The sequence below is a fragment of the Streptomyces sp. NPDC046261 genome (genome assembly GCF_040646235.1).
In the GTDB taxonomy this organism is placed as follows: Bacteria; Actinomycetota; Actinomycetes; order Streptomycetales; family Streptomycetaceae; genus Streptomyces.
Genome location: NZ_JBEYZU010000014.1, coordinates 92,723 through 118,761, shown reverse-complemented (window position 1 = coordinate 118,761; position 26,039 = coordinate 92,723). Strand labels below are relative to the sequence as shown.

At 74.1% G+C, this 26,039-nt stretch carries 25 protein-coding genes; 12 read left to right on the top strand and 13 right to left on the bottom strand.

What is annotated here, in order from left to right; all coding sequences use genetic code 11:
- The 4 genes from ABZ956_RS22930 to ABZ956_RS22915 form a co-directional block, all read right to left on the bottom strand.
- On the bottom strand, positions 1–555 hold the full coding sequence (locus ABZ956_RS22930; protein WP_361896676.1) for a hypothetical protein: 555 nt from the start codon (positions 553–555) through the stop codon (positions 1–3).
- Positions 552–2,054: an ATP-binding protein gene (locus ABZ956_RS22925; RefSeq protein ID WP_361896673.1), complete on the bottom strand. Its 1,503-nt coding sequence runs from the start codon at positions 2,052–2,054 to the stop codon at positions 552–554. Before ABZ956_RS22925 ends, ABZ956_RS22930 begins: the two co-directional genes overlap by 4 nt.
- 24 nt (positions 2,055–2,078) lie before the next feature.
- Entirely contained in the window at positions 2,079–2,780 is a 702-nt protein-coding gene (locus ABZ956_RS22920; protein WP_361896670.1) for a response regulator transcription factor, read from the bottom strand.
- 98 nt (positions 2,781–2,878) lie between these two features.
- A complete protein-coding gene (locus ABZ956_RS22915) occupies positions 2,879–3,616 on the bottom strand; it encodes a PaaX family transcriptional regulator C-terminal domain-containing protein (protein ID WP_361896667.1) in 738 nt (245 codons plus the stop codon).
- Positions 3,617–3,703: 87 nt separating this feature from the next.
- Between ABZ956_RS22915 and ABZ956_RS22910 the strand changes: the two genes are divergently transcribed.
- The 4 genes from ABZ956_RS22910 to ABZ956_RS22895 all read left to right on the top strand — a co-directional run bounded on the left by ABZ956_RS22910 (position 3,704) and on the right by ABZ956_RS22895 (position 7,631).
- Positions 3,704–5,350: an acyl-CoA dehydrogenase family protein gene (locus ABZ956_RS22910; protein WP_361896664.1), complete on the top strand. Its 1,647-nt coding sequence runs from the start codon at positions 3,704–3,706 to the stop codon at positions 5,348–5,350.
- A complete protein-coding gene (locus tag ABZ956_RS22905; protein ID WP_361896661.1) occupies positions 5,347–6,120 on the top strand; it encodes a crotonase/enoyl-CoA hydratase family protein in 774 nt (257 codons plus the stop codon). The genes ABZ956_RS22910 and ABZ956_RS22905 overlap by 4 nt, the downstream gene beginning before the upstream one ends.
- A 98-nt stretch (positions 6,121–6,218) precedes the next feature.
- Positions 6,219–6,845: a hypothetical protein gene (locus ABZ956_RS22900; RefSeq protein WP_361896658.1), complete on the top strand. Its 627-nt coding sequence runs from the start codon at positions 6,219–6,221 to the stop codon at positions 6,843–6,845.
- Between the two features lie 30 nt (positions 6,846–6,875).
- Positions 6,876–7,631 carry a hypothetical protein gene (locus ABZ956_RS22895; RefSeq protein ID WP_361896655.1) on the top strand — a complete coding sequence of 252 codons (756 nt, stop codon included), beginning with the start codon at positions 6,876–6,878 and terminating at the stop codon, positions 7,629–7,631.
- Here the strand turns inward: ABZ956_RS22895 and ABZ956_RS22890 are convergent.
- Positions 7,609–8,907: a cytochrome P450 gene (locus tag ABZ956_RS22890; protein WP_361896652.1), complete on the bottom strand. Its 1,299-nt coding sequence runs from the start codon at positions 8,905–8,907 to the stop codon at positions 7,609–7,611. The two genes, ABZ956_RS22895 and ABZ956_RS22890, sit on opposite strands and share 23 nt — an antisense overlap.
- Before the next feature lie 312 nt (positions 8,908–9,219).
- Here ABZ956_RS22890 and egtA point away from each other — a divergent pair, with 312 nt between their 5' ends.
- Genes egtA through ABZ956_RS22860 form a run of 6 tightly spaced genes read left to right on the top strand, consistent with a single transcriptional unit; the run spans position 9,220 to position 14,358 of the window.
- The gene (egtA, locus tag ABZ956_RS22885) at positions 9,220–10,500 is read left to right on the top strand and encodes an ergothioneine biosynthesis glutamate--cysteine ligase EgtA (RefSeq protein ID WP_361896649.1); all 1,281 of its coding nucleotides are present in this window, start codon (positions 9,220–9,222) and stop codon (positions 10,498–10,500) included.
- The gene (egtB, locus tag ABZ956_RS22880) at positions 10,497–11,825 is read left to right on the top strand and encodes an ergothioneine biosynthesis protein EgtB (protein WP_361896647.1); all 1,329 of its coding nucleotides are present in this window, start codon (positions 10,497–10,499) and stop codon (positions 11,823–11,825) included. Before egtA ends, egtB begins: the two co-directional genes overlap by 4 nt.
- On the top strand, positions 11,825–12,637 hold the full coding sequence (gene egtC, locus ABZ956_RS22875) for an ergothioneine biosynthesis protein EgtC (RefSeq protein WP_361896644.1): 813 nt from the start codon (positions 11,825–11,827) through the stop codon (positions 12,635–12,637). The genes egtB and egtC overlap by 1 nt, the downstream gene beginning before the upstream one ends.
- A complete protein-coding gene (gene egtD, locus ABZ956_RS22870) occupies positions 12,634–13,605 on the top strand; it encodes an L-histidine N(alpha)-methyltransferase (RefSeq protein ID WP_361896641.1) in 972 nt (323 codons plus the stop codon). Before egtC ends, egtD begins: the two co-directional genes overlap by 4 nt.
- A gap of 9 nt (positions 13,606–13,614) precedes the next feature.
- Positions 13,615–14,091 carry a universal stress protein gene (locus tag ABZ956_RS22865; protein WP_361896638.1) on the top strand — a complete coding sequence of 159 codons (477 nt, stop codon included), beginning with the start codon at positions 13,615–13,617 and terminating at the stop codon, positions 14,089–14,091.
- A gap of 54 nt (positions 14,092–14,145) precedes the next feature.
- Positions 14,146–14,358 (top strand): dodecin, encoded by a 213-nt coding sequence (locus ABZ956_RS22860; RefSeq protein WP_361896636.1) that lies wholly within the window; start codon positions 14,146–14,148, stop codon positions 14,356–14,358.
- Here the strand turns inward: ABZ956_RS22860 and ABZ956_RS22855 are convergent.
- The 5 genes from ABZ956_RS22855 to ABZ956_RS22835 form a co-directional block, all read right to left on the bottom strand.
- The gene (locus ABZ956_RS22855) at positions 14,355–15,536 is read right to left on the bottom strand and encodes a cytochrome P450 (protein WP_361896634.1); all 1,182 of its coding nucleotides are present in this window, start codon (positions 15,534–15,536) and stop codon (positions 14,355–14,357) included. The genes ABZ956_RS22860 and ABZ956_RS22855 overlap by 4 nt on opposite strands.
- Entirely contained in the window at positions 15,533–16,720 is a 1,188-nt protein-coding gene (locus ABZ956_RS22850) for an MAB_1171c family putative transporter (protein ID WP_361896631.1), read from the bottom strand. Before ABZ956_RS22850 ends, ABZ956_RS22855 begins: the two co-directional genes overlap by 4 nt.
- Positions 16,713–17,288, bottom strand: a complete 576-nt coding sequence (locus ABZ956_RS22845; protein ID WP_361896628.1) for a hypothetical protein — start codon at positions 17,286–17,288, stop codon at positions 16,713–16,715. The genes ABZ956_RS22850 and ABZ956_RS22845 overlap by 8 nt, the downstream gene beginning before the upstream one ends.
- A gap of 27 nt (positions 17,289–17,315) precedes the next feature.
- The gene (locus tag ABZ956_RS22840; protein ID WP_361896626.1) at positions 17,316–18,332 is read right to left on the bottom strand and encodes a phosphatidylinositol-specific phospholipase C domain-containing protein; all 1,017 of its coding nucleotides are present in this window, start codon (positions 18,330–18,332) and stop codon (positions 17,316–17,318) included.
- A 129-nt stretch (positions 18,333–18,461) separates the two neighbouring features.
- Positions 18,462–21,665 carry a cytochrome P450 gene (locus ABZ956_RS22835; protein ID WP_361896624.1) on the bottom strand — a complete coding sequence of 1,068 codons (3,204 nt, stop codon included), beginning with the start codon at positions 21,663–21,665 and terminating at the stop codon, positions 18,462–18,464.
- Positions 21,666–21,799: 134 nt separating this feature from the next.
- Here ABZ956_RS22835 and ABZ956_RS22830 point away from each other — a divergent pair, with 134 nt between their 5' ends.
- Positions 21,800–22,450 carry a PAS domain-containing protein gene (locus tag ABZ956_RS22830; RefSeq protein WP_361896621.1) on the top strand — a complete coding sequence of 217 codons (651 nt, stop codon included), beginning with the start codon at positions 21,800–21,802 and terminating at the stop codon, positions 22,448–22,450.
- Here ABZ956_RS22830 and ABZ956_RS22825 read toward each other — a convergent pair.
- The gene (locus tag ABZ956_RS22825) at positions 22,429–23,136 is read right to left on the bottom strand and encodes a (2Fe-2S)-binding protein (RefSeq protein ID WP_361896618.1); all 708 of its coding nucleotides are present in this window, start codon (positions 23,134–23,136) and stop codon (positions 22,429–22,431) included. The two genes, ABZ956_RS22830 and ABZ956_RS22825, sit on opposite strands and share 22 nt — an antisense overlap.
- A gap of 533 nt (positions 23,137–23,669) precedes the next feature.
- Between ABZ956_RS22825 and ABZ956_RS22820 the strand changes: the two genes are divergently transcribed.
- Positions 23,670–23,858: a hypothetical protein gene (locus ABZ956_RS22820; RefSeq protein ID WP_361896615.1), complete on the top strand. Its 189-nt coding sequence runs from the start codon at positions 23,670–23,672 to the stop codon at positions 23,856–23,858.
- A 112-nt stretch (positions 23,859–23,970) separates the two neighbouring features.
- Here ABZ956_RS22820 and ABZ956_RS22815 read toward each other — a convergent pair whose 3' ends face one another.
- The gene (locus tag ABZ956_RS22815) at positions 23,971–25,080 is read right to left on the bottom strand and encodes a hypothetical protein (RefSeq protein WP_361896612.1); all 1,110 of its coding nucleotides are present in this window, start codon (positions 25,078–25,080) and stop codon (positions 23,971–23,973) included.
- The gene (locus tag ABZ956_RS22810; protein WP_361896609.1) at positions 25,077–26,003 is read right to left on the bottom strand and encodes a hypothetical protein; all 927 of its coding nucleotides are present in this window, start codon (positions 26,001–26,003) and stop codon (positions 25,077–25,079) included. Before ABZ956_RS22810 ends, ABZ956_RS22815 begins: the two co-directional genes overlap by 4 nt.
- Positions 26,004–26,039: the final 36 nt, after the last annotated feature.

Genomic DNA, 26,039 nt, shown 5'->3' with positions numbered 1-26,039 from the left:
TCAGGGCAGAGGGGGCGGTGTGCTCGGGACGACGACGGGGGCGATGTATTTGTTGTCGCAGACCTGGTCGGCCAGCTTCTTGCCGCCGCCGGTGAGGACGACCTTGACCTCTTCGGCCGGCAGGTCGCCGGGCACACCGTTGTGGGCGGCGGTGCACACCAGCTGGCTGCGGGCGATCGCCGACAGGCGGGTGACGTCCAGCGGCAGCTGGATGGTCACCGTGCCCTGGCCGGTGAAGACGTCGACCCGTCCGGTGACCCTGGGCAGCTCGGAGTAGAGCCCGCGGAACTTCTCGGCCTCGTTGGGCCCGGCCAGCAGCAGCGGTACCGCCTCCTCGGCGCTCACCTCCTGTTCGGCGGGGCGGGACACCGGCTGGAGTCCTCCGGGGTAGCCGAAGTAGAGCCGGGCCTCCTTCACCGGGGCGCCCGGGCGCTTGGCGCCCTGGGCGGGCCGGCCCACCTCGATGACCTCGGTCGGCTCGATGCCGCAGCCGGCCAGGACGCCGGCGAGCGCGCCGGCCAGGGTCACCGCGGCGACCACGCGTCGCGCTCTCACGCTTCCTCGCCTCCTCGGCGCAGCGGGAGGTCGACGGTGAACACCGCTCCCCCCTCGGGTCCGTTGGCGGCCCGGACGGTTCCGTCGTGCAGGCGCACGTTCTCCAGGGTGATGGCGAGGCCCAGGCCGCTGCCCTCGGAGCGGACGCGGGCGGCGTCGGCCTTGAAGAACCGTTCGAAGACGTGCGGCAGCACCTCGGGGTCGATGCCCTCGCCCCGGTCGGCGATCTCGATCAGCAGCCGCGCCTCGGCCTCCGGGTCGCCGGGGCGCTCCACCCGCACGGAGACGCTCACCGGCTCCCCGCCGTGCCGCAGCGCGTTGCCGACGAGGTTGGCGACGACGACGTCGATGCGGCGCGGGTCCAGCCGGGCCCGTACGTCCTTCGGCAGGTCGGCCGTCACCTTCTCCTGCCACCCGCGGGCCTGCAGGGTCTTGCGGACGGTCTCGGCGACGTCGACCTCGTCCAGGTGCAGGGCGGCGGCGCCGGCGTCGAAGCGGGAGATCTCCATCAGGTCCTCGACCATGCGGGCGAGCTTGCCGGTCTCCTCGCTGATCAGCCGGACCGCGTAGGCGGTGTCCGGGTCGAGCGTGGCGGCGTCCTCGTCGAGGACGTCGACGACGGCGGTCATCGCGGCCAGCGGGGTGCGCAGCTCGTGGGAGACGTCGGCGGCGAAGCGCCGGGAGTTGGCCTCCATGCGGCGCAGCTCGGCGACGTTCTCCTCCAGGGCCGCGGCCATGCCGTTGAAGGTGCGCGAGAGGTCGGCCAGTTCGTCGCGGCCGCTCACCTTCAGGCGGGTGTCCAGCTCGCCCTCGGTGATCTGCTGGGTGGCGCGGCGCAGCTCGCGTACGGGCCGCAGCACTCCGCGCGCGGCGAACAGGGCGGGCACCACGGCCAGGGCGATGGCCGGCAGGGCGCCGCTCTGCGCCGCCTCGACCAGTGCCCGGACGTTGGCCTCGTCCTGGCGCAGCGGCACCTGGGCGTAGACCTCCAGGCCGGACATCTGGCCGGCGTCGTCGCGGTAGGCGACGGGCAGGCCGATCACGAGCCAGGGCGATCCGTCGATGTCGACGCGCTGGAAGGCGGCGATGCCGCTGCGGACCTTCTCCCGGACCCCGGACGGCAGGTGCGAGTCCAGGGTGCCCTTGAGGTTGTTCGGCACCATGGGCCCGTTCTGGTAGCGGGCGTGGACGATCCAGCGCTGGGCCTGGCCGGCCCGGCCGAGGTCCTGGGTGAACTTCATCAGGTCGCTGTTGCGCGGCGGGAAGCGGAGGTCGGGCACCTGGGAGTCGACCTGGGAGCGCAGGGCGTTGACGGCCGTGTCCTGGGTGCGCTTGAGGATCGCGGTGCGCGCCTCGCGGAAGGTGAGCGCGGCCGTGGTGAGGGCGCTCAGCGCCGAGACGAGCAGGAACGCCACGACGAGCCGGGCGCGCAGCCCGCGGACGAGGGTGCGCAGGGCCGGGCGCCGCACGGTGGGGCGACGCAGCGCCGGTCGTTTCACAGCAGTACCGCTCGTTCGCTCGTTCTACAGGGGGCCGAAGCGGTAGCCGAAGCCGCGCACGGTCTGGATGTACTTCGGGGAGCGGGTGGACTCCTCGACCTTGGTGCGCAACCGCATGACGCAGGCGTCCACGAGGCGGGCGTCGCCGTGGTAGCTGTGCTCCCACACGTGTTCGAGGAGCTGCTGGCGGCTGAAGACCCGGCCGGGGGTGGCGGACAGGTAGAGCAGCAGCTTCATCTCGGAGGGGGCGAGCGCCAGGTCCTGGCCGTTCTTGGAGACGAGCAGGCCGGCGCGGTCGATGGCCAGGTCGCCGTGGACCTCGGCGGCGGCCTGGGGCACGGCCGGGTCCGCCCCGCCGTCGACGGGGGCGGCGCGGCGCAGGACGGCGCGGATGCGGGCTTCGAGGACCTCGCCGCGGGCGGGCTTGACGATGTAGTCGTCGGCGCCGGCCTCCAGGCCGAGGACGACGTCGATGTCGTCGCCGCGGGCGGTGAGCATGATGATCGGGATCTGCTGGGTGGCGCGGACGCGGCGGCAGACCTCGAAGCCGCTCATGTCGGGCAGCATCAGGTCGAGCAGCACCAGGTCCGGGCGGAAGCTCTCCAGGGCGGCGAGCCCGGCCCCGCCGGTGGGGGCGGCCTCCACCTCGTGGCCGCGACGGCGCAGGGTGAGGGTGACACCTTCCCGTACGGCCCGGTCGTCCTCGATCAGAAGCACGCGTGACATGGGGTCCAGTATCGGTCGTGCGTACGCGCGAACGCGCATCGGGGCCGGGCCGCCGGTGGAACTGTCACCGAGTGCTCATATTCGCGGCCGCGCCCCCTTCACGCGATGTGCCGCAGCAGCAGTGCCCGCAGGTCCCGGTCGAAGTCCTCGTAGCGCGAGCGCAGCCGTTCGCCGGGCCAGTCGGCGGGGAGCAGGGGCGGCGGCAGGACGGGGTCGGACAGGAGGTGGCGCAGGACGGCCGCGGAGACGGTGAAGCGCTCGGCGAGGTCCCCGGGGCGGTCGGCGAGGGCCGCCTCCAGGGCCCGGGCCCGCCGGGCCCAGCCGGCCAGGTCCCACAGGGCGGCCGCCAGCGCCGACGGGTCCTCCTCCGGGACGCCGGTGAGCAGGGTGCACTGCCCGGCGACCACCGCCGGCCGGTCCGCGCGGACGAGATTGGCCGGGCGCAGCCAGCAGCCCTCGCGCAGTTCCGCCAGGCGCAGCGCGGTCATGGCCTGGCGCAGCGCGGCCCGGTCGGGGGCGGGGCGGCGCTCGGCGCGGACCACGGCGATCTCCCAGGTGCCGTCCCAGGGGCGGGTGTGCGGGGCGCGGCTGTCGTCCTGCCGGGCCTGGCGGGCCAGGAGCCGCTCGGTGAGGCGGTAGGTGCCGTCGCGCTGTTCGAGGTCGCCGGCGGCCACCATGCGGGTGAGCGCGGTGCGCACGGTCCCCTCGGCGGTGCCGAAGAGCGCGCCCACCCGGACCAGGGCCCGGGCGGGGAGCGCGGGCGGATGGTGGCCGAGGAGCGTGGACAGCACGACGGAGCGGGCCGTCAGGGGCCGCAGGGAAAGCGTTTCCTTCATGTCCGGCCGCACCCTGTCCATTACAGTCTCCCATCACGCATCATGAAAGTGTAATGCCGCCGAGTACCCCGCACGCCGGAGGTCGCCGTGAGCGCCACGCACGAAGTGTTCAACCAGGCCCCGCCCCTGACCGGCTTCTCCACCGCCGACGACCCCGCCCTGCTGGAGGCCCTGCGGCGGGACGGCGCCGGCTGGGGCGAGGCGGAGGTGCGCGCCCTGGGCGCCCGGGCCGGGTCGCCGGAGGTGCAGGAGTGGGCACGGCTGGCCGAGGCGTACCCGCCCGTGCTGCGCACCCACGACCGGTACGGCCACCGGGTGGACGAGGTCGACTTCCACCCCGCCTGGCACCACCTGATGGCCGAGGCCGTCGGCAGCGGCCAGCACGCCGCCCCGTGGGCCGAGGCCCGGCCCGGCGCGCACCTGGTGCGGGCGGCGAAGTTCTACGCCTGGGCCCAGGCCGAGCCCGGTCACGGCTGCCCCATCTCCATGACCTACGCCGCCGTTCCCGCGCTGCGCGCGCAGCCCGCACTGGCCGCCGCCTACGAGCCGCTGCTGGCGTCCTTGACCTACGACTTCGGGCCGCGCCCGCCGCTGGACAAGCGGGGCCTGATCGCGGGCATGTCGATGACGGAGAAGCAGGGCGGCTCCGACGTACGGGCCAACACCACGACGGCCGAGCCGGCGGGCGACGGTTCGTATGTCATCACCGGGCACAAGTGGTTCACGTCCGCGCCGATGAGCGACGTCTTCCTGGTGCTGGCGCGGACCGGCCAGGGCCTCACGTGCTTCCTGATGCCGCGCGTCCTGCCCGACGGCACCCGCAACGCGATGCGGCTGCAGCGGCTGAAGGACAAGCTCGGCAACCGCTCCAACGCCTCGGCGGAGATCGAGTACGAGCGGGCCGTGGCCTGGCCGGTGGGCGAGCCCGGGCGCGGGGTGCGCACGATCGTCGAGATGGTCAACATGACGCGCCTGGACTGCGTCATCGGCTCCGCGGCCGGCATGCGGGCCGGGCTGCGGCAGGCCCTGCACCACACGGCACACCGCCGGGCCTTCGGCGCCGAGCTGATCGACCAGCCGCTCATGCGCAACGTCCTGGCCGACCTCGCCGTCGAGTCCGAGGCGGCCACCGTGCTGGCGATGCGGCTCGCGGCGGCCCTCGACCGCTCCGAGGCCGGCGACGCCCAGGAGTCGGCCCTGCGGCGGCTGGGCCTGGCGGCCGGGAAGTACTGGGTCTGCAAGCGGGGCAGCACGCACGCCGCCGAGGCCCTCGAGTGCCTGGGCGGCAACGGCTACGTCGAGGAGTCCGGCATGCCCCGGCTCTACCGGGAGGCGCCGCTGCTGTCCATCTGGGAGGGCTCCGGCAATGTGGCGGCGCTGGACGTGCTGCGGGTGCTGGAGAGGGAACCGGCCGCGCTGAACGCCTACTTCGCGGAGGTCGGCCTGGCGGCCGGCGCCGACCGCCGGCTGGACGAGGCCGTCGCGCGCCTGCGGGACCTGCTCGGCTCGCTCGGCGACCACCGGCGCGCCCAGCAGGCCGCCCGGCGCGTCGCCGAGCAGATCACGCTCGTCCTCCAGGGCAGCCTGCTCGTGCGCCACAGCACTCCCGCCGTCGCGGACGCCTTCTGCGCCTCCCGGCTCGGCGGGGACTGGGGACAGGCGTTCGGGACCCTGCCCGCCGGCACGGACTTCGGCCCGGTCCTGGACCGGGCACGGCTCAAGGACGAGCTGTGACCGACGAGGCCGTCCGCAGCGAGCGCCGGGGGCCGGTGACCACGGTCGTGCTGTCCCGGCCCGCCGTCCGCAACGCCGTGGACGGCCCCACCGCGAGCGCGCTCGCCGACGCGTTCCGGGCGTTCGAGGCGGACGCGTCGGCGCGGGTGGCGGTGCTGTGGGGCGAGGGGGGCACGTTCTGCGCGGGCGCCGACCTCAAGGCGCTGGGCACCGGCCGCGGCAACCGCGTCGCCCCCGACGGCGACGGCCCGATGGGCCCCACCCGGCTGCGCCTGTCGAAGCCGGTCATCGCCGCGGTGAGCGGTCACGCGGTGGCGGGCGGCCTGGAGCTGGCCCTGTGGTGCGATCTGCGGGTGGCCGAGGAGGACGCGGTCTTCGGCGTCCACTGCCGCCGCTGGGGCGTGCCCCTGATCGACGGCGGCACGGTCCGCCTGCCCCGGCTGATCGGGACGAGTCGCGCCATGGACATGGTCCTCACCGGCCGCCCGGTGCCGGCGCGGGAGGCGTACGACATCGGGCTCGCCAACCGTCTGGTGCCGCCCGGCGGTTCGCGTGCGGCGGCCGAGGAGTTGGCGGCCCGCATCGCCCGCTTCCCGCAGGAGTGCCTGCGCGGTGACCGCGCCTCGCTGCTGGGCCAGGAGGGCCTCCCCGAGGAACGGGCCCTGGCGGCCGAACTCGCCCACGCCGCCGCCTCCTTGCCGATGGCCGGCGAGGGCGCGGCCCGCTTCGTGGCGGGCGCGGGACGGCACGGGGACGACACCGAACCGTGAGGGGCCGATAACCCAACCGTGTCCTGATTTCACCTCTTCGGAGGAATAGGGACGAAGCCGCGCGCACAACGGAACGCGGGCAGCCCAAGATCGCCGTCGTGAGTGGATGGCGTCGGGCGGGGCGGGCGGGATGCGTGGCCTTCGTGGCCGTACTGGCGACGGCGGGAACCACGGCCGCCGCCGACGACGAGCCGCCCGGAGCCCCACCGTCCGTGACGGCACGCGTCCACGCCGGCACCACCGACGGCCCCGCCACGGTCCGCGTGAGCATCGCGCCCGGCTGCCTGACGGCCTTCGCGGGGAACGGCGACAGCTTCGCCATGGCCGCGCTGTGTCCACCGCCCTCCCCCACTCCCCCACCGGCCCCCGCGCCCCGGCCCACCCCACCGCCGCCACCGCTGAAGCCTGCGCTGAAGCCGACACCACACAAGCCGGCACCAAAGCCCCCCGCCCCGCCCGAGCCCGCGCCGCCCGCGCCACGGCCCGTACTCCATCGCGCGCCACAGCCGCCCCCGCGGCCCACACCGCCCCCGCCACCGGCCCCCGCCCCGGCGGCCGTCCCGCTGCCCAAGGCCCCCATCGCGCCCCGCGCGTACCACCAGAGCGTCACCAAGCCGGCCGAGGGCGGCACCTCGCTGGTCACGCTCACCCTGGTGCTCACCGCCCCGGCCGTGCTCGCCGCCGCGTTGCTGCGCCCGCGTTCCGGCGGCGGCCGCAGCCGCTGACCCCCGCACCATCGCCTCTGGAGGTTTCCCTTGTCCGAGTGGCTGGTTCTGGCCCTCGCCATGCTCGCCGCGTGCGCGGTCGTCCTGTCCATCACCGTGCTGAGGCAGCGCAGGATCAGCGAGGACGACGACCCGTCCGAGACCCCCGACGTCATCGAATACATGACGATGATGGTCGGCGTGGTCTACGCCATCGTCCTGGGACTGGCCATCGCCGGCGTCTGGGAGGCGCGCAACACCGCACAGGACACCGTCCGGGCCGAGGCCCAGGCCCTGCACGAGGTCAGCGAGCGGGTCCAGGCGTACGCGCCGGCCATGCGGGACCGTACGCGCGAGCAGGTGAACGCCTATGTGACGCATGTGGTGAGGAAGGAGTGGCCCGTCATGCTCGACGAGGGCGAACTCACCGACAAGGGCACCCGGCTGCTGGACAAGGTGCGCGCCGACCTCACGGCGTACGAACCGCGCGACGACCACGAGGGCCAGTCCTACCAGCCGTTGCTGGACCAGGTCGGCGCGGCGGACGCGGCACGCCACGCACGGGCCCAGTCCGCCGGGCCGACGATGCCGGGCGTGGTGTGGTTCGGGCTGATCGCGGGGGCGCTGGTGGCGGTGGGGCTGATCTTCACGCTGCAGATCAGGCGTTCACCGCGCGAGCTGCTGCTGGCCGGGCTCTACAGCGCGCTGATCGCCTTCCTCCTCTTCCTCATCTGGGACTTCAACTCGCCCTTCGGGCACGGCGTGGGCGATGCCACGGGCGCGTTCAGCGAGCTGTTCTCCATCTGACGGGCAGGTGCTTGAGGCCGTTCTGGAAGTTGGAGGTGAGCCGGACCGGCTCGCCCGCCCGCTCGAGGCCGGGCAGCCGGTCCAGCGCCGCCCGCAGCATGGCCCGCAGCTGCAGCCGGGCGAGGTGGGCGCCCAGGCAGAAATGCGGTCCGAAACCGAAACTGACGTGGTCGTTGGGGCTGCGGGTGATGTCGAAGCGGTCGGGGTCGGCGAAGACACGCTCGTCGCGGTTGGCGGAGGCGTGGTAGACGACGACCTTCTCGCCGCGCCGGATGCGCTGCCCGCCGAGTTCGGTGTCCTCGGTGGCGGTGCGCCGGAAGTCCAGCACGGGCGGCCAGTAGCGCAGCACCTCCTCCACGGCCGGGGCCGTCAGATCCGGCCGCCGGCGGAGCGCTTCGCAGCCGGCCGGGTGGTCCAGGAGGGTCAGCAGGCCGCCGGGGATGCCGTTGCGCAGGGTCTCGTTCCCGGCGACGGCGAAGAGGAAGAACATGGTCTCGAACTCCTCGCGGGTCAGTCCGGCCTGCCGCATCCGCGCCATCACGCTGCCGGGCCGGGGCGCGTCGGCGAGCCCGTGGGCGTAGGCGAACATGTCGGCGAGGGCCTCGCGTGAGCGCGGGTTCAGCGGGGTGCCGTCGGGCTTCACCGTGGCCGCGGGCCGGTGGGCGAGGGCGGCCCGGCCCAGGGGGCTGAGCACGGCGGGGTCGGCGGTGCGCGATGCCGCGTGATCGGCGTCCTGGTAGCCGATGACCCGGTCGGACCAGTCGAGGAGCAGCCGCCGGTCCTGCTCCGGCACGCCCATGACATGGGCGAGGGTCCACACCGGCAGGTCGGCGGCGACCTCCACGAAGTCGGCCGCGCCCTGGTGGGCGACGGCGCCGACGAGGGCGTGGGCCCGCTCCTCGATGACGGCCGCCAGTTCCCGCACGGCGCGCGGGGTGAAGGCGGCGGCGACGATGCGGCGCAGCCGGGCGTGGGCGGGCGGGTCCTGGTTGAGCATCATGGCCCGCACGAACGCCAGGTCGCCCGCGGTGTCCGGGTCGCGGATCTGGGTGGCGCCCAGGTACGAGGAGAAGAGCCGGGGGGTGCGCAGCACGTGCCGGACGTCGGCGTGCCGGAAGACCGCCCAGTAGCCGGGGCCGGCCGGCCAGGGGCCGACCGCCGGCTCCGGCACCCGGCAGACGGGGGCACGCTCGCGCAGCTCCCGGAACAGCTCGTAGGGGACGCCACGGGCGTAGGTGGCGGGGTCGAACACGGCACTCGTGTCGCGTGTGCTCATCTGCGGGACCGTACGTCCTCCTCTGGCGGGCTCGTCAAGGCGTCGTCACAATGTCGGCGTGACCATGAGTCCGGAAGGGACCGGCAAGATCCTCGTCGGGAGACACGATTTCCGGTCAGGCTTCTGTTCGCCGAGGTCACGCTCACCAGGGCGGGCGTGGACGGCCCGGCGGCGCATGCCACCACGCGCTACGCCGTCCCCTCCCCGGGCCGCCCGGGGGCCGCGGATTGACCGGTTCACGTCCGTCACCCACCGCGTCCGACTGTCGCCGGTGTTTTGGGGGTACGGACCAACGGACGGGAGGTAGCAAGCGTGACCGACTGCTTTGCTGACAAGGAAGGCCTCACCAGGCCGGTCGGCGAATCGGAAGCCGACGCGTTCGTGCGCGGCATCTGTTTCAAGACCGGGCCGCCCCGCCTTCTCGGTGTCGAACTGGAATGGCTCGTCCACGATCTGCACGACCGCACCCGCCCCGTCGCCCCCCACCGTCTGGCGGCCGCCGCCGACCGTGTGGGAGCGCTGCCGCTGCGGTCGCTGTTCACCGTGGAACCCGGCGGCCAGCTGGAATTCAGCTCACAGCCCGCCGGATCCCTCACCGCCTGTGTGGAGGAGCTCACCGCCGACCTCGCCCTCGCCCGAGCCGAGCTCCACCAGCTGGGCCTGACCCTGGCGGGATACGGCAAGGAGCCCTGGTACGAGCCCCCTCGCGTCCGGGACGAGGCCCGCTACAACGCGATGGAGATCTACTACGACCGGATCAACGACGCCGGGCGCAACGTCATGTGCCGCACGGCATCGGTGCAGGTCTGCGTGGACGCCGGGTACGAGGAGCCGGGGCCGCTGGGGTACGGGCAGCGCTGGCGGCTCGCGCACCTGCTGGGCGCGGTGCTGTCCGCCGCGTTCGCCAATTCGCCCCTCCATCTGGGCCGGCCCAGCGGCTGGCGCTCCACCCGGCAGGCCTGCTACGCGCGAATGGACCCGGGCCGCACCATGGCCCCGGTGGGCAACCGCGACCTGCGGGCCGCGTGGGCGGCGTACGCGCTGAACGCGAACGTGATGTTCCTGCGGTCCGACGACGGGCCCTGGGCGGTGCAGCAAGGGCTGCCCCTGCGCCAGTGGGCCCGCACCGGCCACCCGCGCCGGCCCACCGTCGGTGATGTCGCCTACCACCTGACCACGCTGTTCCCGCCCATAAGGCCGCGTGGCCACCTGGAACTGCGCATGATCGACGCGCAGCCGGGCGACGACGGCTGGATCGTGCCGCTGGCGGTGACCGCCGCGCTGTTCGACGATCCGTCGGCGACGGAGGCCGCCTTCCGCGCGGTCAAGGCGCTGGCGGACACGCCCAGCCGGCAGCCCCCGCCGCGCAACGCGCTCTGGCGCAGGGCGGCCCGGCACGGCCTGGCCGACCCCGAGCTGCACGCCGCGGCCGTGGCCTGCTTCGCCGCCGCCCGCGAGGCGCTGCCCCGGCTCGGCGCGCAGGTCCGCGTCCTCGACGCCGTGGACGAGTTCACCGCCCGCTACGTCGACCGCGGCCGCTGCCCCGCCGACGATCTGCTCGACGAGAGCGCCGGCAAGGGGGTCCGCCGATGACCGCCCCGCGGACGGACCCCGCCCTGCTGCGGGAGCGCGCCGCGAGCGCCCTGCTCACCGCCCGCGAGCGCACCCGCGCCCTGACCGGCTGCGTCGACGAGCGGGAGCTGACCGCGCAGCACTCGCCGCTGATGTCCCCGCTGGTGTGGGACCTGGCGCACATCGGAAATCAGGAAGAGCTGTGGCTGCTGCGTGCCGTGGCCGGGCACGAGGCGCTGCGCCCCGAGATCGACTCCGTGTACGACGCCTTCGAGCACGCGCGCGCCGAGCGGCCGTCACTGCCCCTGCTCCCGCCCGAGGAGGCGCGGGGGTACGTGGCGGAGGTGCGCGGCCGGGTGCTGGACGTCCTGGAGCGCACCCCGGTGCTCGGCGGCGGGCCGCTGGTGGAGGACAGCTTCGCCTTCGGCATGATCGCCCAGCATGAGCAGCAGCACGACGAGACCATGCTCATCACCCACCAGTTGCGCGGCGGCCCGCCGGCGCTCACCGCCCCCGAGCCGCCGCCCGCGGCACCGGACGCGGCCCTGCTGCCGGCGGAAGTGCTGGTCGAGGGCGGCTCGTTCACCATGGGCACGTCCACCGAGCCGTGGGCGCTGGACAACGAGCGGCCGGCGCATCCGCGCTTCGTACCGTCGTTCTTCATCGACACCGTGCCGGTGAGCAACGGCGCGTATCTGCGGTTCATCGAGGACGGCGGCTACGCCGAACCGCGCTGGTGGCACCCGCGGGGCTGGGAGCAGGTGCGCCGCCACGGGCTGGCCGCCCCGCTGTTCTGGCGGCGCGAGGGCGGCGTGTGGGTGCGGCGCAGGTTCGGGGTCGTGGAGCCCGTGCCGCCGGCCGAGCCGGTGCTGCACGTGAGCTGGTACGAGGCCGATGCCTACGCGGCCTGGGCGGGGCGGCGGCTGCCCACGGAGGCCGAGTGGGAGAAGGCCGCCCGGCACGACCCCATCTCGGGCCGCTCCCTGCGCTATCCGTGGGGTGAGGAGGACCCCACACCCGGGCGCGCCAACCTCGGCCAGCGGCATCTGCGCCCGGCGCCCGTCGGCGCCTACGCCCGGGGTGCGTCACCGCTGGGAGTGCGGCAGCTGATCGGGGACGTGTGGGAGTGGACGGCGAGCGACTTCCTGCCGTACCCGGGCTTTCGGGCCTTTCCCTACCGGGAGTACTCCGAGGTGTTCTTCGGCGACCGCCACAAGGTGCTGCGGGGCGGCTGTTTCGCCGTCGACCCGGTGGCCTGCCGGGGGACGTTCCGCAACTGGGATCTGCCGGTACGCCGGCAGATCTTCTCCGGTTTCCGCACCGCTCGTGACGCGGAAGTGTTCTGATGTGCCGTCATATCGCCGTGCTGGGCCCGGACGCCCCGCTCGGTGAGAGCCTCGTCGAGCCTGTGTACGCGCTGGTGCGCCAGTCGTGGGCGCCCCGGTACATGCGCAACGGCACGGTCAGCGCGGACGGCTTCGGCGTCGGCTGGTACGCGCCGGGCGATCCGCTGCCGGCGCGCTACCGGCGGGCCGGTCCGATATGGGGGGACGAGTCGTTCGCCGATCTCGCCCGCGTCGTGCGGGCCCCGGCGCTGCTGGCGGCGGTGCGGGACGCGACGTTCGCGGGTGCGGACGCCGAGGCCGCGGCGGCCCCCTTCGCGGGCGGTCCCTGGCTGTTCAGCCACAACGGCGCGCTGACCGGGTGGCCCGACTCGGCCGCCCCGCTCGCCACGCTGCTGCCGCCGACAGCGCTGCTGCGGCTCGCGGCGCGCTCGGACTCGGCGTTCGTCTGGGCGCTGGTGGAGCGCCGGCTGCTGGCCGGCGAGCCCTTGGGGCGGGCGCTGGCGGGGGCGGTGACAACGCTCCTCCAGGCGGCGCCGGGCTCGCGGCTGAACCTGCTCCTGACGGACGGGGCGGCCGTCGCGGCCACGGCCTGGGGTGACTCGCTGTGGTACCTGAGCGACCCCGCCGCACGCCGGACGGTCGTGGCATCCGAGCCGTACGACGACGATCCACGCTGGAGAGAGGTCCCCGACCGCACGCTCCTGACCGCCGACCGCATCGGCGTCACGCTGTCCCCACTCGACCCCCGGTCCCCGGCTGCCTCTTCTCCCTCGCGTCCCGCGCGTTTTCCGCTCAAGGAGCCCGTTCTGTGAGCCCGTTCGTCCTCACCCGCACCCTCCCCCTCGACGCGACGGCCGCCGCCCTGCGGGCGGACGTGGCCGAAGGCCTGACCCGCTCGCCCAAGGAACTCCCCCCGAAGTGGTTCTACGACGCCCGCGGCAGCGAGCTCTTCGACGAGATCACGCTGCTGCCCGAGTACTACCCGACGCGTGCCGAGCGCGAGATCCTCATCGCCCGGGCCGGTGACATCGCCGCGGCCACCCGCGCCCGTACGCTCGTCGAGCTGGGCTCGGGCTCCTCGGACAAGACCCGCCACCTGATCCGGGCCCTGGAGGAGCTGGCGTACTACGTCCCCGTGGACGTCAGCGAGAGCGCACTCTCCGGCGCCGCGCGGACGCTGCTGGCCGAGCACCCGGCGCTGACCGTGCACGCCCTGGTGGCCGACTTCCAGTACGGGCTGACCCTGCCCGACGTCCCCGGCCCGCGCATCGTCGCCTTCCTCGGCGGCACCATCGGCAATCTGCTGCCGGCCGAGCGCGCGACCTTCCTCGCCGGCATCCGCTCCGGCCTCGCCCCCGGCGACGCCCTGCTGCTGGGCACCGACCTGGTCAAGGACGAGCGGGTGCTCGTACCGGCCTACGACGACGCCCGGGGGGTGACCGCCGCCTTCAACAAGAACGTCCTGAGCGTCATCAACCGCGAGCTCGGCGCGGACTTCGACCCCGCCGACTTCGACCACGTCGCCCTGTGGGACGCGCGGCGCGAATGGATCGAGATGCGGCTGCGGGCCCGTACGTCGGTGGTCGCCAAGATCCCCGCGCTCGACCTGGCCGTGCACTTCGAGCCGGGCGAGGAGCTGCGCACGGAGGTCTCGGCGAAGTTCCGCCGGGAAGGCGTCCGGGCGGAGCTGGCGGCGGCCGGGCTGGAACTCACCCACTGGTGGACGGACGAGGAGGGCCGGTTCGCCCTGTCCCTGTCGGTACCGGTGGCGGCTGGTTAGCCTCCTGTTGTGAACGAGGAGAAGCGGAACGACAGCCTTCCGGCCGGTTTCGAACGCGGCACGGACGGCCCCAAGGTCATCGTTGTCGGCGTCGACGGCTCGGACACCTCCTGGCGGGCCGCCGCCTACGCCGCGGGCCTGGCCCGCCGGCAGCACGCGCTGCTCGCGCTCGTCTACGTCCAGCCCGTGCTGATCGGCGGCGCCGCCCTGGGCGCACCCGTGGTGGAGATGACCGAGGAGGTCGCCGAGGAACTGCTGGCCGAGATCCGCGAGACCACCGAACGCCTGCGCGGCGTCCATGAGGTCCGCTGGGAGTTCCACACCTTCCGCGGCGACCCCTACAGCGGCCTGGTGCGGACGGCGGACGAGCTCAAGGCCGACGCGGTGGTCGTGGGCGCCTCGGAGCAGGCGGGCCACCGCATCGTCGGCTCGGTGGCGGTACGCCTGGTGAAGGCGGGGCGGTGGCCGGTGACGGTCGTGCCGTAGCCCCCGTGCCCGCCCCGCCTCGCGCCGGCGCGTCAGGTGGGGCACGGTGGGAGCATGTCCAACCACACCTACCGGGTGACGGAGATCGTCGGCTCCTCGCAGCAGAGCGTGGACGAGGCGATCCGCAACGGGATCAACCGCGCCGCGCAGACGCTGCGGGAGCTGGACTGGTTCGAGGTGACGCAGATCCGCGGCCACCTCGAGAACGGTGCGATCGCGCACTACCAGGTGGGCCTCAAGGTCGGGTTCCGGCTGGAGGACACCTAGCCCACGGCGACCGGCAGCTCCTTGAGGGCGTGGGACCGGAACGAAGCCCGCCACCGCAGTGTCCGCGGCGCGGCCGCCAGATCGACGCGCGCGAAGCGCTCCAGCAGGGTGCCCAGCGCGATCGTGGTCTCCATGCGGGCCAGCGGCGCCCCGAGGCAGTAGTGCAGGCCCTGGCCGAGCGAGAGGTGCTGCTTGTCCTCGCGGTGGATGTCGAACGCGTCGGGGTCCCGGTGGCGTTCGGGGTCGCGGTTGGCGGAGGCGATGCCGAGCATCACGGTGTCCCCGGCCGGCACGCGGACGCCGTCGATGTCGATGTCCTGTGTGGGGAAGCGGCGGATGGCCCACTGGTTGGGGTGGGCGTGGCGCAGGATCTCCTCGGCCGCGGCCGGCAGGAGGCCGGGATCGGCGCGCACCGCGGCCAGCTGGCGGGGGTGGCCGAGCAGGGTCAGCAGACCGTTGCTGATGAGGTGCTGGGTGTTCTCGCTGCCGGCGAGCAGGATGAGGAAGGCCAGGGAGACCAGTTCGTCCTCGCTGAGCCGGTCCCCCTCGTCACGGGCGGCGATCATCGCCGAGAGCAGGTCCTCGCCGGGGGCGGCGCGGCGGACGGCGATGAGGTCCAGCAGGAAGCGGTGGATGTGGGCGACGCTCTCCGCGATCTGTCCGGGGTGAGCGGGGTCGAACATCGCGCCGGCCCAGGCGGAGAACGAGCGCCGGCTGTCCTCGGGCACGCCGAGCAGGTCGCCGATGACGATCAGCGGCAGCGGGTTGGCGTAGTGCTCGACGAGGTCGACCGGACCGTCGTGCGCGGCGAGCCCGTCGGCGAGGCGGCCGGCGGCGGCCCGCACCCGCTCGCGCAGGTCCTCCACGCGGCGGGGGGTGAACGCCTTGGACACCAGGCGGCGCAGGCGCAGGTGGTCGGCGGGGCCGATGTTGAGCAGGTTGGCGTCCAGGGCGGGCGGCAGGGCGAAGCCCTTGTAGCCGCCGCGGGCGTGGGCCTTGTCGACCGACAGCCGCGCGTCGCCCAGCCCGGCGCGCACGTCCCGTTCGCGCAGCACCAGCCAGATCGGGGCGCCGTCCGGGGTGGTGACGTGGTGCACCGGGCCTTCGGCGCGCAGCCGGGCGTACACCGGGTACGGGTCGGTGAAGAACGCCGCGTCGAACGGCATGGGCAGGGTCATGCTGCTTCCTCGGTCCTGGGGCTCGTGGTGTCCGCGAGGGCGGCGGTGACGTGGGGCGAGCCGGCGAACGCGCGGGCCAGCTTGCGCTGGAAGGCCAGTTCGGCGGCGAGGTCGCCGGGCTCGGCGACGCGCGGGGCGTGGGTGTGCGTGGCCGGCGGCCGCTGAGCGGCCTTCGCCTGGAGCGCGGCGCGGAGCTGGGCCGCTTCGATGACGGCGGCCACGTCGTCGTCCCGTAGCCGCGCGGCCTCGGCCCGCCGGCGGGCGGCGTCGGCGACGGCGGGGTCCATCCAGGTCCGCAGGGACCACTGGGCGTCGCGGATCTCGACGACCGTGCGGTACAGGCGGGTGCGCAGGTCCGCGCGGGGGTCCAGCGGGATGACGGGTTCGGGTACGAGGGCGGTGACCCGGCGGTGGAAGGGGGCCAGCTCCCGGTAGGTGAGGCGGTCCCTGACGCCGTCCCCGAGGGTGCTCAGGTGGCGTCCCCAGTCGGGCAGCGTCCAGCCGATGATCTTGGTGATGGTGGCGATGGTGACGGCGATCTGGGCGACCGGCTCCCAGGCGCGCCCGTCGGTGCCGAACTGCCCGGCGACGACGTCCGCGGCCCGGCAGGCGCTGTAGACGAGGGCGAACGGCAGGGTGAGGGCGATCAGGAGCAGGCCGCGGCGCAGCCACGGGGTGGGGGCGACCTTGGCGTAGCGCCAGCCCAGGACACCGACGTCGATCTGGTTCGCCGTGTAGGCCAGCAGGTAGACGGTGATGTACGCGGGGTAGTACTGGGCCTTGGAGAGGGCGAAGTCGTTCGGTGCCTCCCGCTGGATGGTGGCCACCGAGAAGAGCGTCACCATCGTCGCGAGGACCAGGGCGAGGCCGATGAGGCGGGGGACGGCCTTGCGCCAGGCGGTGGCCCGTTCGTGGGTGAGGTGCAGCAGCACCAGCTGCTGGCAGGCGGACATCAGCACCACGCAGCTCTGGGTGAGCAGTCCGGAGAAGTTGACGATGCCCGCGGCCCGGCTGGTGGCCACCCATACGACGGGCGTGGAGACCGTGTAGGTGATGGACAGGAGGAGGAAGTTGCCCGTCAGGGCCAGTTGCGCGGCAGACCGGTCGGTGCGCAGGACCCGGGTTTTGTAGAGCAGTGCCACGAAGGCCACGCCGGCGCAGACGGGGTACAGGACGCTATTCATCTCTCCCTCGCGGGGTCGGGGACTCCAGGGCGGCGAGCCGGGCGGCCAGCTCCCGGGCTTCCGGCGGTACGGTCCAGGTCCGTTGTGTCGTCCAGGTGCCGATCTGCCGGCCGATGAGGGAGCCGACGAGCTCCGCTTCGAGTTCGACCTCGGAGTGCTCGTGTTCGCGGCCGAGCACTCTGCGCACCATCTCGGGGTCGAGGGAGGGCAGCAGGAGCCGGGAGGAGTCGGCCGTCATCACGGGTGCGGCGTCGTGGTCGCAGACGACGTGGCCGATCTCGTGGAGGATCACCTGGTGCTGGTGAACCGGGGCGAGGCGTTGTTCGAAGACGACGTAGTCCTGGGCCTCCGCGGAGACCCACAGGCCGTCGGGGCTGCCGAGCGGCAGGTCCAGGGGGATGAGGTGGATGGGGCGGCCGTGCAGCCGGCTGATGTGCGCGCAGACCTCGTCGATCGTCACGGTGCCCCGGGTGGGCAGGCCGAGGGCCCGTACCCGTTCCTCGCACTGTTCCCTGATGCCTGCCGGGCGCTTGTCGCCCGGTCCCAGCCGCCATCGCACCACGATCACCGTCTCCCCACCCGCCCCGGTGCGGCGTCAGCCGCGTGGCGCCACCGTCGAGAGCACCTGCGGCAGCGGGTACCAGTCGGCGGTGGCGAAGCTGGCGTGCGCTCTGGCCAGGAGCGAGACGCGCTCGCGGGCCTGGGCCGGGGTGGGGCGGGTGATGTCGACGGCGGGGGCGACGGCGTGGGCGTCGGTCATGACGAGGAGGTAGTGCCGGCTGTCGTACCAGGCGGTGTCGATGCCGCCCTTGAGGTAGATGGCGGCGTCGCCGTCGAAGAGCACGAACCACGGGCGGAGGCCGGGGTCGGCGTAGCGGGTGCGCGGGTCGCCCGGGACGGCGCCGTGGACGGCGGGGAAGGCGGCGGCCTCGCGGATCCGGCCCGCGGCGGCGAGGTCGCGCAGGTGCGTGGCGTACTCGCGGTCGGTCCACAGCCGGTCGGCGGGGTTGCGCTCCTCGACGGTGCCGGGGAGGAGCTCCACGATGAACTTGCCGGCCATGGCGGAGCGGTCGGCCCAGCCGCCGGCCCGCGCGGCCGCGTCGAGGGTGGCGTGGGGGCCCAGCAGGTCGGCGGGGCGGTAGAGGGCGTCGCCGAGCCGTTCGGTCAGCAGGGCGTCGAGTTCGGCGGGGCCGCGGCCGCTGTCGGCGTTGAAGCCGTCCTTCATCTCGACCTTGAGCAGCACCGGCCGGTGGCCGGGGTGGGCGTCGTGCCAGGCGCGGATGTCGGCGAGGCAGCCGGCCAGCGGCTGGTTGCGGGCCTTGGTCCGCAGTTCGGCCGGGGAGCCGGCGCCCTCGCAGTTGTTGGCGTTGCGCAGCGGGTTGGCGTGGGAGACGCGGAAGGAGCTGCCGCCGAAGCCGTTGGACCAGACGTCGAGCTCCAGGAGGGAGGCTCCGGAGTCCAGGGCGTCGGCGAAGTAGGGGTACTTGGCCTGTTCGTAGGCGTTGTGCACCCCTACCGACGTCGTGGCGGCGTACGAGTCGGAGGCGGCCGGCGCCGCCCCGGCGGGGGCGGTCGGCACGGCCAGTGCGGCCGCCGCCGCGACCGCCGTCACTCCGGTTCGTATGGCCGTCCGCAAGGTCCCCACCACTTTCGTCTCCGCGCACTGTCATCGCTGATGTGATCACTGATGTGATCGATGAGCAGGTTACGGGAGTTGACGCCGTGGCAGGGAACCCAGGTCTCAGCCGGCGGCGTAGACGTCCTCGACATAGCGGCCGGCGTCGGTCAGTTCGCGCAGCCACGCGTCGGCGGCGCGGGCGTCGGCGCCGGTCCGGCGGGCGTACAGGTCGCGCAGGGCGGCGCGTACGCCCGGGGCCATGCGGGCGCCGTCGCCGCAGACGTACACCCGCGCCCCGGCCTCCAGCAGGGACCAGACCTCGTCGCCCTCGGCGGCCAGGCGGTGCTGGACGAACGGGCCGCCGCCCGCTTCCGGCCGGGTGCTGAAGGCGGGGCGCACGGAGACCGCGCCCGCCTCCTGGGCCGCGTGGAGCTCGGCGCGGTGCAGGAAGTCGGCGTCCGGGTCGTCGCAGCCGAAGTACAGCAGGGCGGGCGCCGGCCGGGTGCCGGCGGCGGCCAGGGCGGCGCGGTCGGCGACCACGCCCCGGAAGGGGGCGAGCCCGGTGCCGGCGGCGATCAGCACGACGGGGGTCCGCTCGTGGTCGGTGACGCGGAACGCCTCGCGGCACGGCTGGACGCGGGCCAGGACGGTGTCGCCGGGCCGGAGGCCGGCCAGGTGCGCGGAGCCGGTGCCGAGGAAGTCGCCCCGGCCGGAGCGGGCGGGGGCCTTCAGGAGGGAGACCATGAGGTCGACGTGGCGGGCGTCGGCGGCCGGGGAGGAGGAGATGGAGTAGTGCCGCGGGCGCATGGGGGGCAGCAGTTCCGGCAGGTCGGCCGGGCCGAGGGTGCCGCGCAGGGCGGGGTGGTCCTCGATCAGCTCCAGGACGGTGCGCGGGTCGTCGGCGGCGACGGCCCGCAGCGCGGCCTGCTCGGGCGGGCAGGGGTTGCGTTCGGCCAGCACTTGGAGCTGACGGGGCGTCGGGCGCCGGCACAGTTCCAGGTGGTGGGAGAGGAGTTCGCCGGCGGTCAGCGGCCGGTCGACGGGCAGGCTCTCGCGTCCGGTGCGGCAGGGGTGGACGGCCAGGACGGCGTCGGGGTCGACGCCGAAGAGCGCGGCGGCGCGGGCGACGAGGGCGGGGTCGTTGACGGGCAGGACGGTGAGGTGGTCGGCGGTGCGGTAGGTGACGCCGTCGGGGAGGGCCAGGCGCAGGAAGTACTTCTTGCGCGGATGTGCCGGGTCGGTGAGTTCGTACGCTTCGGTGACCGTCATCCGCGCCATGTCGTGGCGGGCCGCCAGGGCCGCGAGCGGGCCGCCGGTGACCTCGGTGACGGTGTGGGCGGGGCCGTCGGGCGCCGGCCGCTCAGCGCCGGCGCTCGCCGGGTCGCCGTAGTGCTCCAGCAGCGTCCGGGTCAGGGCCCGGGTGAACGCCTCCACATGGCCGTTCAGGTCGCCGGAGGCGTCGGCCTCGGCGCGGGGCAGCAGGCGCTGGCCGCCGAGGGCTTCGAGGCGCTCGTCGAGGAGGGTGGGTACGCGCTGGTACGTGGCGGCCCAGTTGCGGTCGCCGATGCCGAGGACGGCGTAGGGGACTCCGGCGGCCGCGCCCGGGCCGGCCTCGTGCTCGGCCCACCGCGTGAAGCGTGCGGCGTCGTCGGTGGGGCGGCCGTTGTACGAGGCGGCGACGACGACCACGGGGGTGTCGGCGGGCAGGGCGCCGGTGTGGTCGTCGAGCGGGGCGAGGCGGGCGTCGAACCCGAGCCGGCCGGCCTCGTCGGCGAGGCCCCGGGCCAGGTCGCGGCAGGTGCCGTAGTTGGAGCCGTGCAGGACCAGCAGGCCGGTGCCCTGGCGGGCGCGGGTGGGGCCGGCGGGGGCGGCGGGCCCGGTGTCCCGGCCGGTGGGCGCGGTGGCGGTGGGGCCGCCGGGCAGGGCGCCGCGGCCCAGGGCGCGGTCGGCGGAGGTGCGGCGGGCGAGGGTGAGGGTGAAGCCGTCCGGCTTGAGCGTGAGGGTCTCCTTGACGCGCAGCCGGTAGCCGACGCTGTCGATGAGGCGGTAGCGGTGGACCAGCAGCGCCAGCAGCATGGTGGCCTCGTGCAGGGCGAACTGGCGGCCGATGCAGGCGCGTTCGCCGGTGCCGAAGGGCTTGTAGGCGTGCGGTGAGCGGGCCGCCTCGGCCTCGGGCGCGAAGCGCGTGGGGTCGAACAGCTCGGGGTTGTCGCCCCAGACGGGGTCGCGGTGCAGCATCGGGGTGAGGATGGTGACGCCTTCCCCCGCGCGCAGCCGGTAGCGGCCGCCGAGCAGGGTGTCCTCGCGGGGCTCGCGGACGAAGGCGGCCGCGGTGGGCCACAGCCGCAGTGCCTCGCTGAGGACCTGCCGGGTCCAGCGCAGCCGCCCGATGTCCTCGAACGTGGGGTCCGGGTCCTCGGTGTCGCCCCACAGCTCGTCGGCCTCGCGCTGGGCCAGGCGCAGGGAGACGGGGTCCTTCAGGAGGTGGTGCAGGGCGAAGGACAGCGCTCCGGAGGTGGTCTCGTGCCCGGCGATGAGGAAGGTGATGACCTGGTTGCGGATGTTGGCCGCGTCCAGGGTGGTGCCGTCGGCGGGGTGCGGGGCGCCGAGCATGAGGCCGAGGAGGTCGTCGGTCCGGGTGTCGCCGGAGGCCGTGCGGGCGCGGACGACGTCGTCGACGACGGTGGTCAGGAAGGCGGCGTCGGCCCGGAAGGCCGCGTCCTCGGCCGCGTAGTCCCCGCCGGGGTCCCGGCCCAGCTGGTTCATGCTCCACTCCAGGCAGCGGACCATGGCGCCGACGAAGGGATGCGGCTGACCGCCGCGCGCGAAGGACTCGAAGTCGTAGCCGAACCCGGCGAGCCCGATGGTGTCGAGCGTCATCCGCGTCATGTCCTCGGGGACGTCGACGGGGGTGCCGGCGGCGAGGTGGGCGTCCCAGGAGTCGATGAGCCGGCGGGCGACCTTGACCATGGCCGGGTGGTAGGCGCGCATCGAGCCGAGGGCGAAGGCGGGCATCAGGATGTCGTGCGCCTTGGCCCAGTTGGGTTCGTGGTTGTAGGCGGTGAACAGGCCGTCGGCGGTGAATTCGCGGACGTTCTCCAGGGCCGGGCCGACGTGCTTGGTGAAGCGTTCCTCGTCCGCGAGCTCGGCGACCAGGTCGAGCGAGGTGACGAAGAGCCGGTCGTTGTCGTGCAGGCGGCGCCGGAAGATCGGGCCGTGCCGGCGTGCCAGGCGCATCGCCTGCTGCAGGGGGGTACCGGTGGTCCCGACGGCGGAGACGTCCACGAGGGGAATGGTGGCCGCGGGGGCCTGGGTCGGATGCGTCATGCGTTCAGCCTGGCTGCCCCGCCCCGGGCGGCCCGGCGCGGGGACTACATGATTGTGCAGTGGCTCCCGGCGCGTCGCGCTTGCGCGTGTACGGGGTGCCGGCACCGAGGTGGACGAGCGAGGAGACCGGGTCCGTGGACAGCGAGCAGTTCTTCGCGTGGCGCAATTACTTCCTGATGCTGCTCGACCGCGTCCCGGTGCCGATCGCCATCTGCACCTGCGAGGGCGTGGTGACCGTCGCCAACCCGGCCATGGCCGCCCAGTGGGGCCTGTCCCCCGGCCAGGTGCGGGGCCGCAGGCTGCTGGATCTCTTCCGGCCCAGCAGCAGCGCCGCCGGCCAGCTCGGCAGGCTCGCCGAGGCGCTGCGGCTGGGGCGCCGGTCGCGCTACACCATCGAGGTGCGCTGGCGGGAGGGCGCGCGGGAGACCGAGCGGGAGGGCGAGCTGCTGGTGGACCCGGTCGGTGACCCGTCCCCGGAGTACCCGTCGCTGCTGGCGGTGCTGCGCGTACGGGACGAGCCCGCGGCGGAGGAACCGGTGCCCGAGGTCAGCGAGGTGGAGGGGCTGATCCTGGCGCTGGCCGCCGCCGGGGCCACGACGGCCGCCATAGGCAAGGCGGTCGGACTGACCGTGGACGGCGTCAACTACCACCTCGGCCGGCTCACCCGGCGCTGGCGGGTGCCCAACCGCACGGCCCTGGTGGCCAAGGCGTATGTGCTGGGCGTGCTGACCCCCGGGCAGTGGCCGCCCCTGCCGCCCGCCGCTCAGCGCCCGCGGGGCGGGTGACGCAGCACGCAGTCCCCGCACATGCCGCCCTGGGGCACGCGGTAGTACAGGCAGCAGGTGCGCCGCTCGAAGACCGGGCCGCCGCGCGTGCGGCGCAGGGTGCCGGTGTCGCGCAGCAGCGGGTCCTGGAACAGGGCCCGAGTGAGGGCGAGCGCCTGGCCGGCGTCCCGCGGGCGGTCCCGCTCCAGGCACCAGGTGTGCAGGACACGCAGGGAACCCGCCAGGGAGGAGGCGGCGTTGCCCCACAGCAGCCGGGCGGAGACGGGCGTCACGGCACGGGTGGCGTGGTGCAGGGGAACCAGCAGGCCGTGCAGGACGACGGCCGAGATCTGCGCGGCCCGCGCCGCCGGGTCCACGGCGGGCGCGAGGGCGGCCGGCGCGGGCAGCAGGAGGTCGTCGGGGGCGGTACGGGCGGGGTGCCAGCGCAGATCGCCGTCGGCGAGGGCGGGCACCCGCCCGGTCAGGACGGCCGAGCCGAGCGCGATGGACAACAACCGTCCCGCGATGCCCTGGAAGGCGATGGACGCGGCCACGCGCCGGTCCGTCGTCCCCAGCCGCCCGGCGACGGTCTCCACGCGCAGCCGTACGGCCTCTTCGCCGAGCGGCAGATAGCCGGTGCCGTCGGGGTCGTCGCCGGTGCGCAGGGCGAAGAACGGCCCGACGTCGGCGAGTTCGCGAAGGCGCATGGGCCGGTCGGTTCCTTAGGTCGGTCGTCCGCCCCGACCCGGTCCTTCGGGGCTGGGCTGCCTGTTTCCGCTACGGCGCGTCCAAGAAGACGTTCTCCTGTCCCGGCTGGTACGCGTGGTGGAGGATAGTCCATTTTTGACCGAGCGGGAGGAGAAGAACAGCGTGGCCATCGCCCCTCGGATAAGCCGGGAACGGCAGCCGGGTGCAGTTCTGTTCCATCAGTTCAACGCCGCTGAGTACCCAATGGCGATGTACTGATGATCGTCAAACTTCCTCCTCACCGTTCCCTCCATCGCACCCGCACCCCGCGACTGCCGCACGCGTTGAGCCGCGCATATGAGCCATGTCTGAAAAACAGGAGATCCGAAGATGCGCCCTCTCCGCGCCACCACTTGTTTCGCCACCGACAACGCCAACCACCCCTCCCTCACCACCGTCCTCGGTCTCCTCAACGTCACCTGAACACCCACGAGAGGGCGTCAGGTGTCACACCGCCCCACAGCGATCACCCCCTTACGCAGAAAGGCTCCTCATGCGCCGCATCGCGTCCATCGCCGTCGGAACGCTCGCCCTCCTCGGTGCCGTCACCGCTCCCGCCAATGCCGTTCCGGACCCGGTGGCCACCGTCAACTGTGCCGTCCAGGAAGTGACCGGCGTCCTGGACCCCGCCGACATCGCTCTCCCCACCGAGGTTCCGGGGACGGCGTGCATCGCGCCGTGACCTGAGCAGACCGGGGGCCACTCGTCCCCTGAAGATCCGCTCCTACCTGCGCAGACGCGGAATCGGGCCTGCCGACCCGGAGCCCTGGCTCCGGGCCGGCAACGCGCCGGGGTCACGCCGGAAAGACGTGCTCCCCCCAGGTGATGCTCACCTTCGCCGCCCCAGTGTTGCTCACGTCGGCGGAGATCAGCGTGGCCCTTCCGGCGTCGAAGTAGCTGTCGCCGCCGTGGCCGCCGGCACCGCCCTGGCCGCCGGCGCCTCCACCGCCACCGCCGCCTCCACCGCCGCCGGCGTAGCTCCATCCGAAGCCGGTGCCGGAGCCTCCGCCACCGCCTCCTCCACCGCCGTATCCCGCGCTGCCGGACGCCCCGTCGGACGCGCGCCCGGCAGCGCTTCCGTTAGCGCCGCCGGAGCCGCCCGAACCGCCTCCGCCGCCGGACCCCCCGCCGCCGCCCCAGCCGCCGCGGTTGTCACCGTCCGAGGTCTTGGGCGAGCCACCCGCACCGCCCTGCTGACCGCTTCCGGACCCGCCGTCATGGCCCGAGCTGTCGCCTTCGGCACCGCCGGAGCCGGCCCAGGAGGGGTTTCCTCCTCCGCCGCCGTGGCCTCCGCCACCCGCTGTCTGGCCCCAGTAGCCCCAGCCCTTGCCCCCGTCGCCTCCGCCGTTGCCTCCGGACCCGGTCTCCCCCGCGCTGCCGGCGGCCCCGGTCGCGGTGCCGCCGGCGGCGGTGGCGAGGCCCGCGTCGCCGCCGGCGCCGCTTCGGCCTCCTCCGCCACCGGAACCGCCGGAGCCGCCGTCGGGCCTGCCGTCGGTGTTGCCCTGTCCGCCCTGTTCTCCGCCGGAGCCGCCGGAGCCGTCACCGCCCCGCTGCCCGGCGTCCCCACCACTGCCCGCTCCCGCGATCAGCGTGGTGCCGTGGAGGACCTGGGCCGAGGCCCCCGAGGCGCCGTCGCGCGCGATGCGGACGCCGATGGTGTCCCCGGGGCTCACGTAGAGCAGGGCCTGGATGCCGGCGCCCTTGCCCCCGCTCGCTCCGCCTGCCGCCCGGCCTCCCGCGCCCTGGAGGTGCAGGGACAGGATGGTCACGTGGTCGGGGACGGTGAAGGTGCCGTTGTCGGAGAAGTCCTGGCTGCCCGACGGGTTGAGGATCCTCAGGCGGGCGCCGGCGGTGACGTCGCCCGTGACGTCGACGCGGCCGCCCACGGTGACCTTGCCCGTCATACCCGCTTCCCCTGCAGCGGCGTGCCCCGGGGGTCGAGGAACTGGGCCTTCGTGGTGATGTCGTCAGTGGCCTCCAGGGCACCCGTGACGTTCATGTCCTTGCCGACGGTGAGGTCATGCGTCACGGAGGCGTCGCCCTGCACCGTCAGTCCGGTGAGCGTCGGGTCGGCGACCGTGACCGTCGTCGTCAGGTAGTGCGTCGTCTCTCCGGTGACGTACTGCAGGCAGAACGTCGTGTCCCGGGTGACCGTCCCGCTCCACTCGTGGCCGGTGACGGTGTCCTTCTGGTCCTTCGCCGGTGTGGCACCGCCGGAGTACAGGACCGTGTACTCGAGGGTGGAGGGGCCGTTCCACGTCAGGCGGACCGGGTCGCCCGCCGACACCTCCAGCTTGTCCGCGCGGAAGTCGCTCACCGCCCGGACGGGAATGACCGGTGGCGGGAACTTCGTGATGGTCAGGGAACGGAATCCGGGGCTCTCGGGCCAGTTCCCGGTGTCGAACGTGGCCTTCTCGCAGACCTCGACGCGGGCGACGCCCGGCTGCTTGCTGACGGTGAGGTTCTTCAGCGTGATGGTGATGCCGGAGGCGTCGACGGGCGCGCCGCCCTCCGGGGCCTTGGCGACGAAGTGGGCGTAGTCGCCGTCCGGTACGACGATGTCGGCGCCCTTCTGGATTTCCTGGACGGTCCAGCCGTCGGCGCCGGCCTCGCCGTCGCCGGAGGTGGTGTCGACGAGGCTCTGGGCGAGGTCGCCGTGCGGCAGGGAGAAGATGATCTCCCGGCAGTACACGGTGTCGCCGCGGCCGTTGGAGACGACGAGGTGCACGGTCGTCGACGGGGCGTCGGCGGTTCCCGCGTACAGCGGGAAGGGCTCGCTGATGATGTCGTAGTCCAGCAGGGTGGTGCCGATGTCCGGCGCGTTCACGAGGGCGGATCCTTTCGGGGTCACGGGGAGGCGGTG

Bases quoted from the DNA above. Each gene is read 5' to 3' on its own strand.
- ABZ956_RS22815 (WP_361896612.1), bottom strand. From the start codon at position 25,080: ATGACGGGCAAGGTCACCGTGGGCGGCCGCGTCGACGTCACGGGCGAC.
- egtB (WP_361896647.1), top strand. From the start codon at position 10,497: ATGACCGCCCCGCGGACGGACCCCGCCCTGCTGCGGGAGCGCGCCGCG.
- ABZ956_RS22860 (WP_361896636.1), top strand. From the start codon at position 14,146: ATGTCCAACCACACCTACCGGGTGACGGAGATCGTCGGCTCCTCGCAG.
- ABZ956_RS22850 (WP_361896631.1), bottom strand. From the start codon at position 16,720: ATGAATAGCGTCCTGTACCCCGTCTGCGCCGGCGTGGCCTTCGTGGCA.
- ABZ956_RS22920 (WP_361896670.1), bottom strand. From the start codon at position 2,780: ATGTCACGCGTGCTTCTGATCGAGGACGACCGGGCCGTACGGGAAGGT.
- ABZ956_RS22835 (WP_361896624.1), bottom strand. From the start codon at position 21,665: ATGACGCATCCGACCCAGGCCCCCGCGGCCACCATTCCCCTCGTGGAC.
- egtC (WP_361896644.1), top strand. From the start codon at position 11,825: ATGTGCCGTCATATCGCCGTGCTGGGCCCGGACGCCCCGCTCGGTGAG.
- ABZ956_RS22915 (WP_361896667.1), bottom strand. From the start codon at position 3,616: ATGAAGGAAACGCTTTCCCTGCGGCCCCTGACGGCCCGCTCCGTCGTG.
- ABZ956_RS22825 (WP_361896618.1), bottom strand. From the start codon at position 23,136: ATGCGCCTTCGCGAACTCGCCGACGTCGGGCCGTTCTTCGCCCTGCGC.
- ABZ956_RS22855 (WP_361896634.1), bottom strand. From the start codon at position 15,536: ATGACCCTGCCCATGCCGTTCGACGCGGCGTTCTTCACCGACCCGTAC.
- ABZ956_RS22890 (WP_361896652.1), bottom strand. From the start codon at position 8,907: ATGAGCACACGCGACACGAGTGCCGTGTTCGACCCCGCCACCTACGCC.
- ABZ956_RS22820 (WP_361896615.1), top strand. From the start codon at position 23,670: ATGCGCCGCATCGCGTCCATCGCCGTCGGAACGCTCGCCCTCCTCGGT.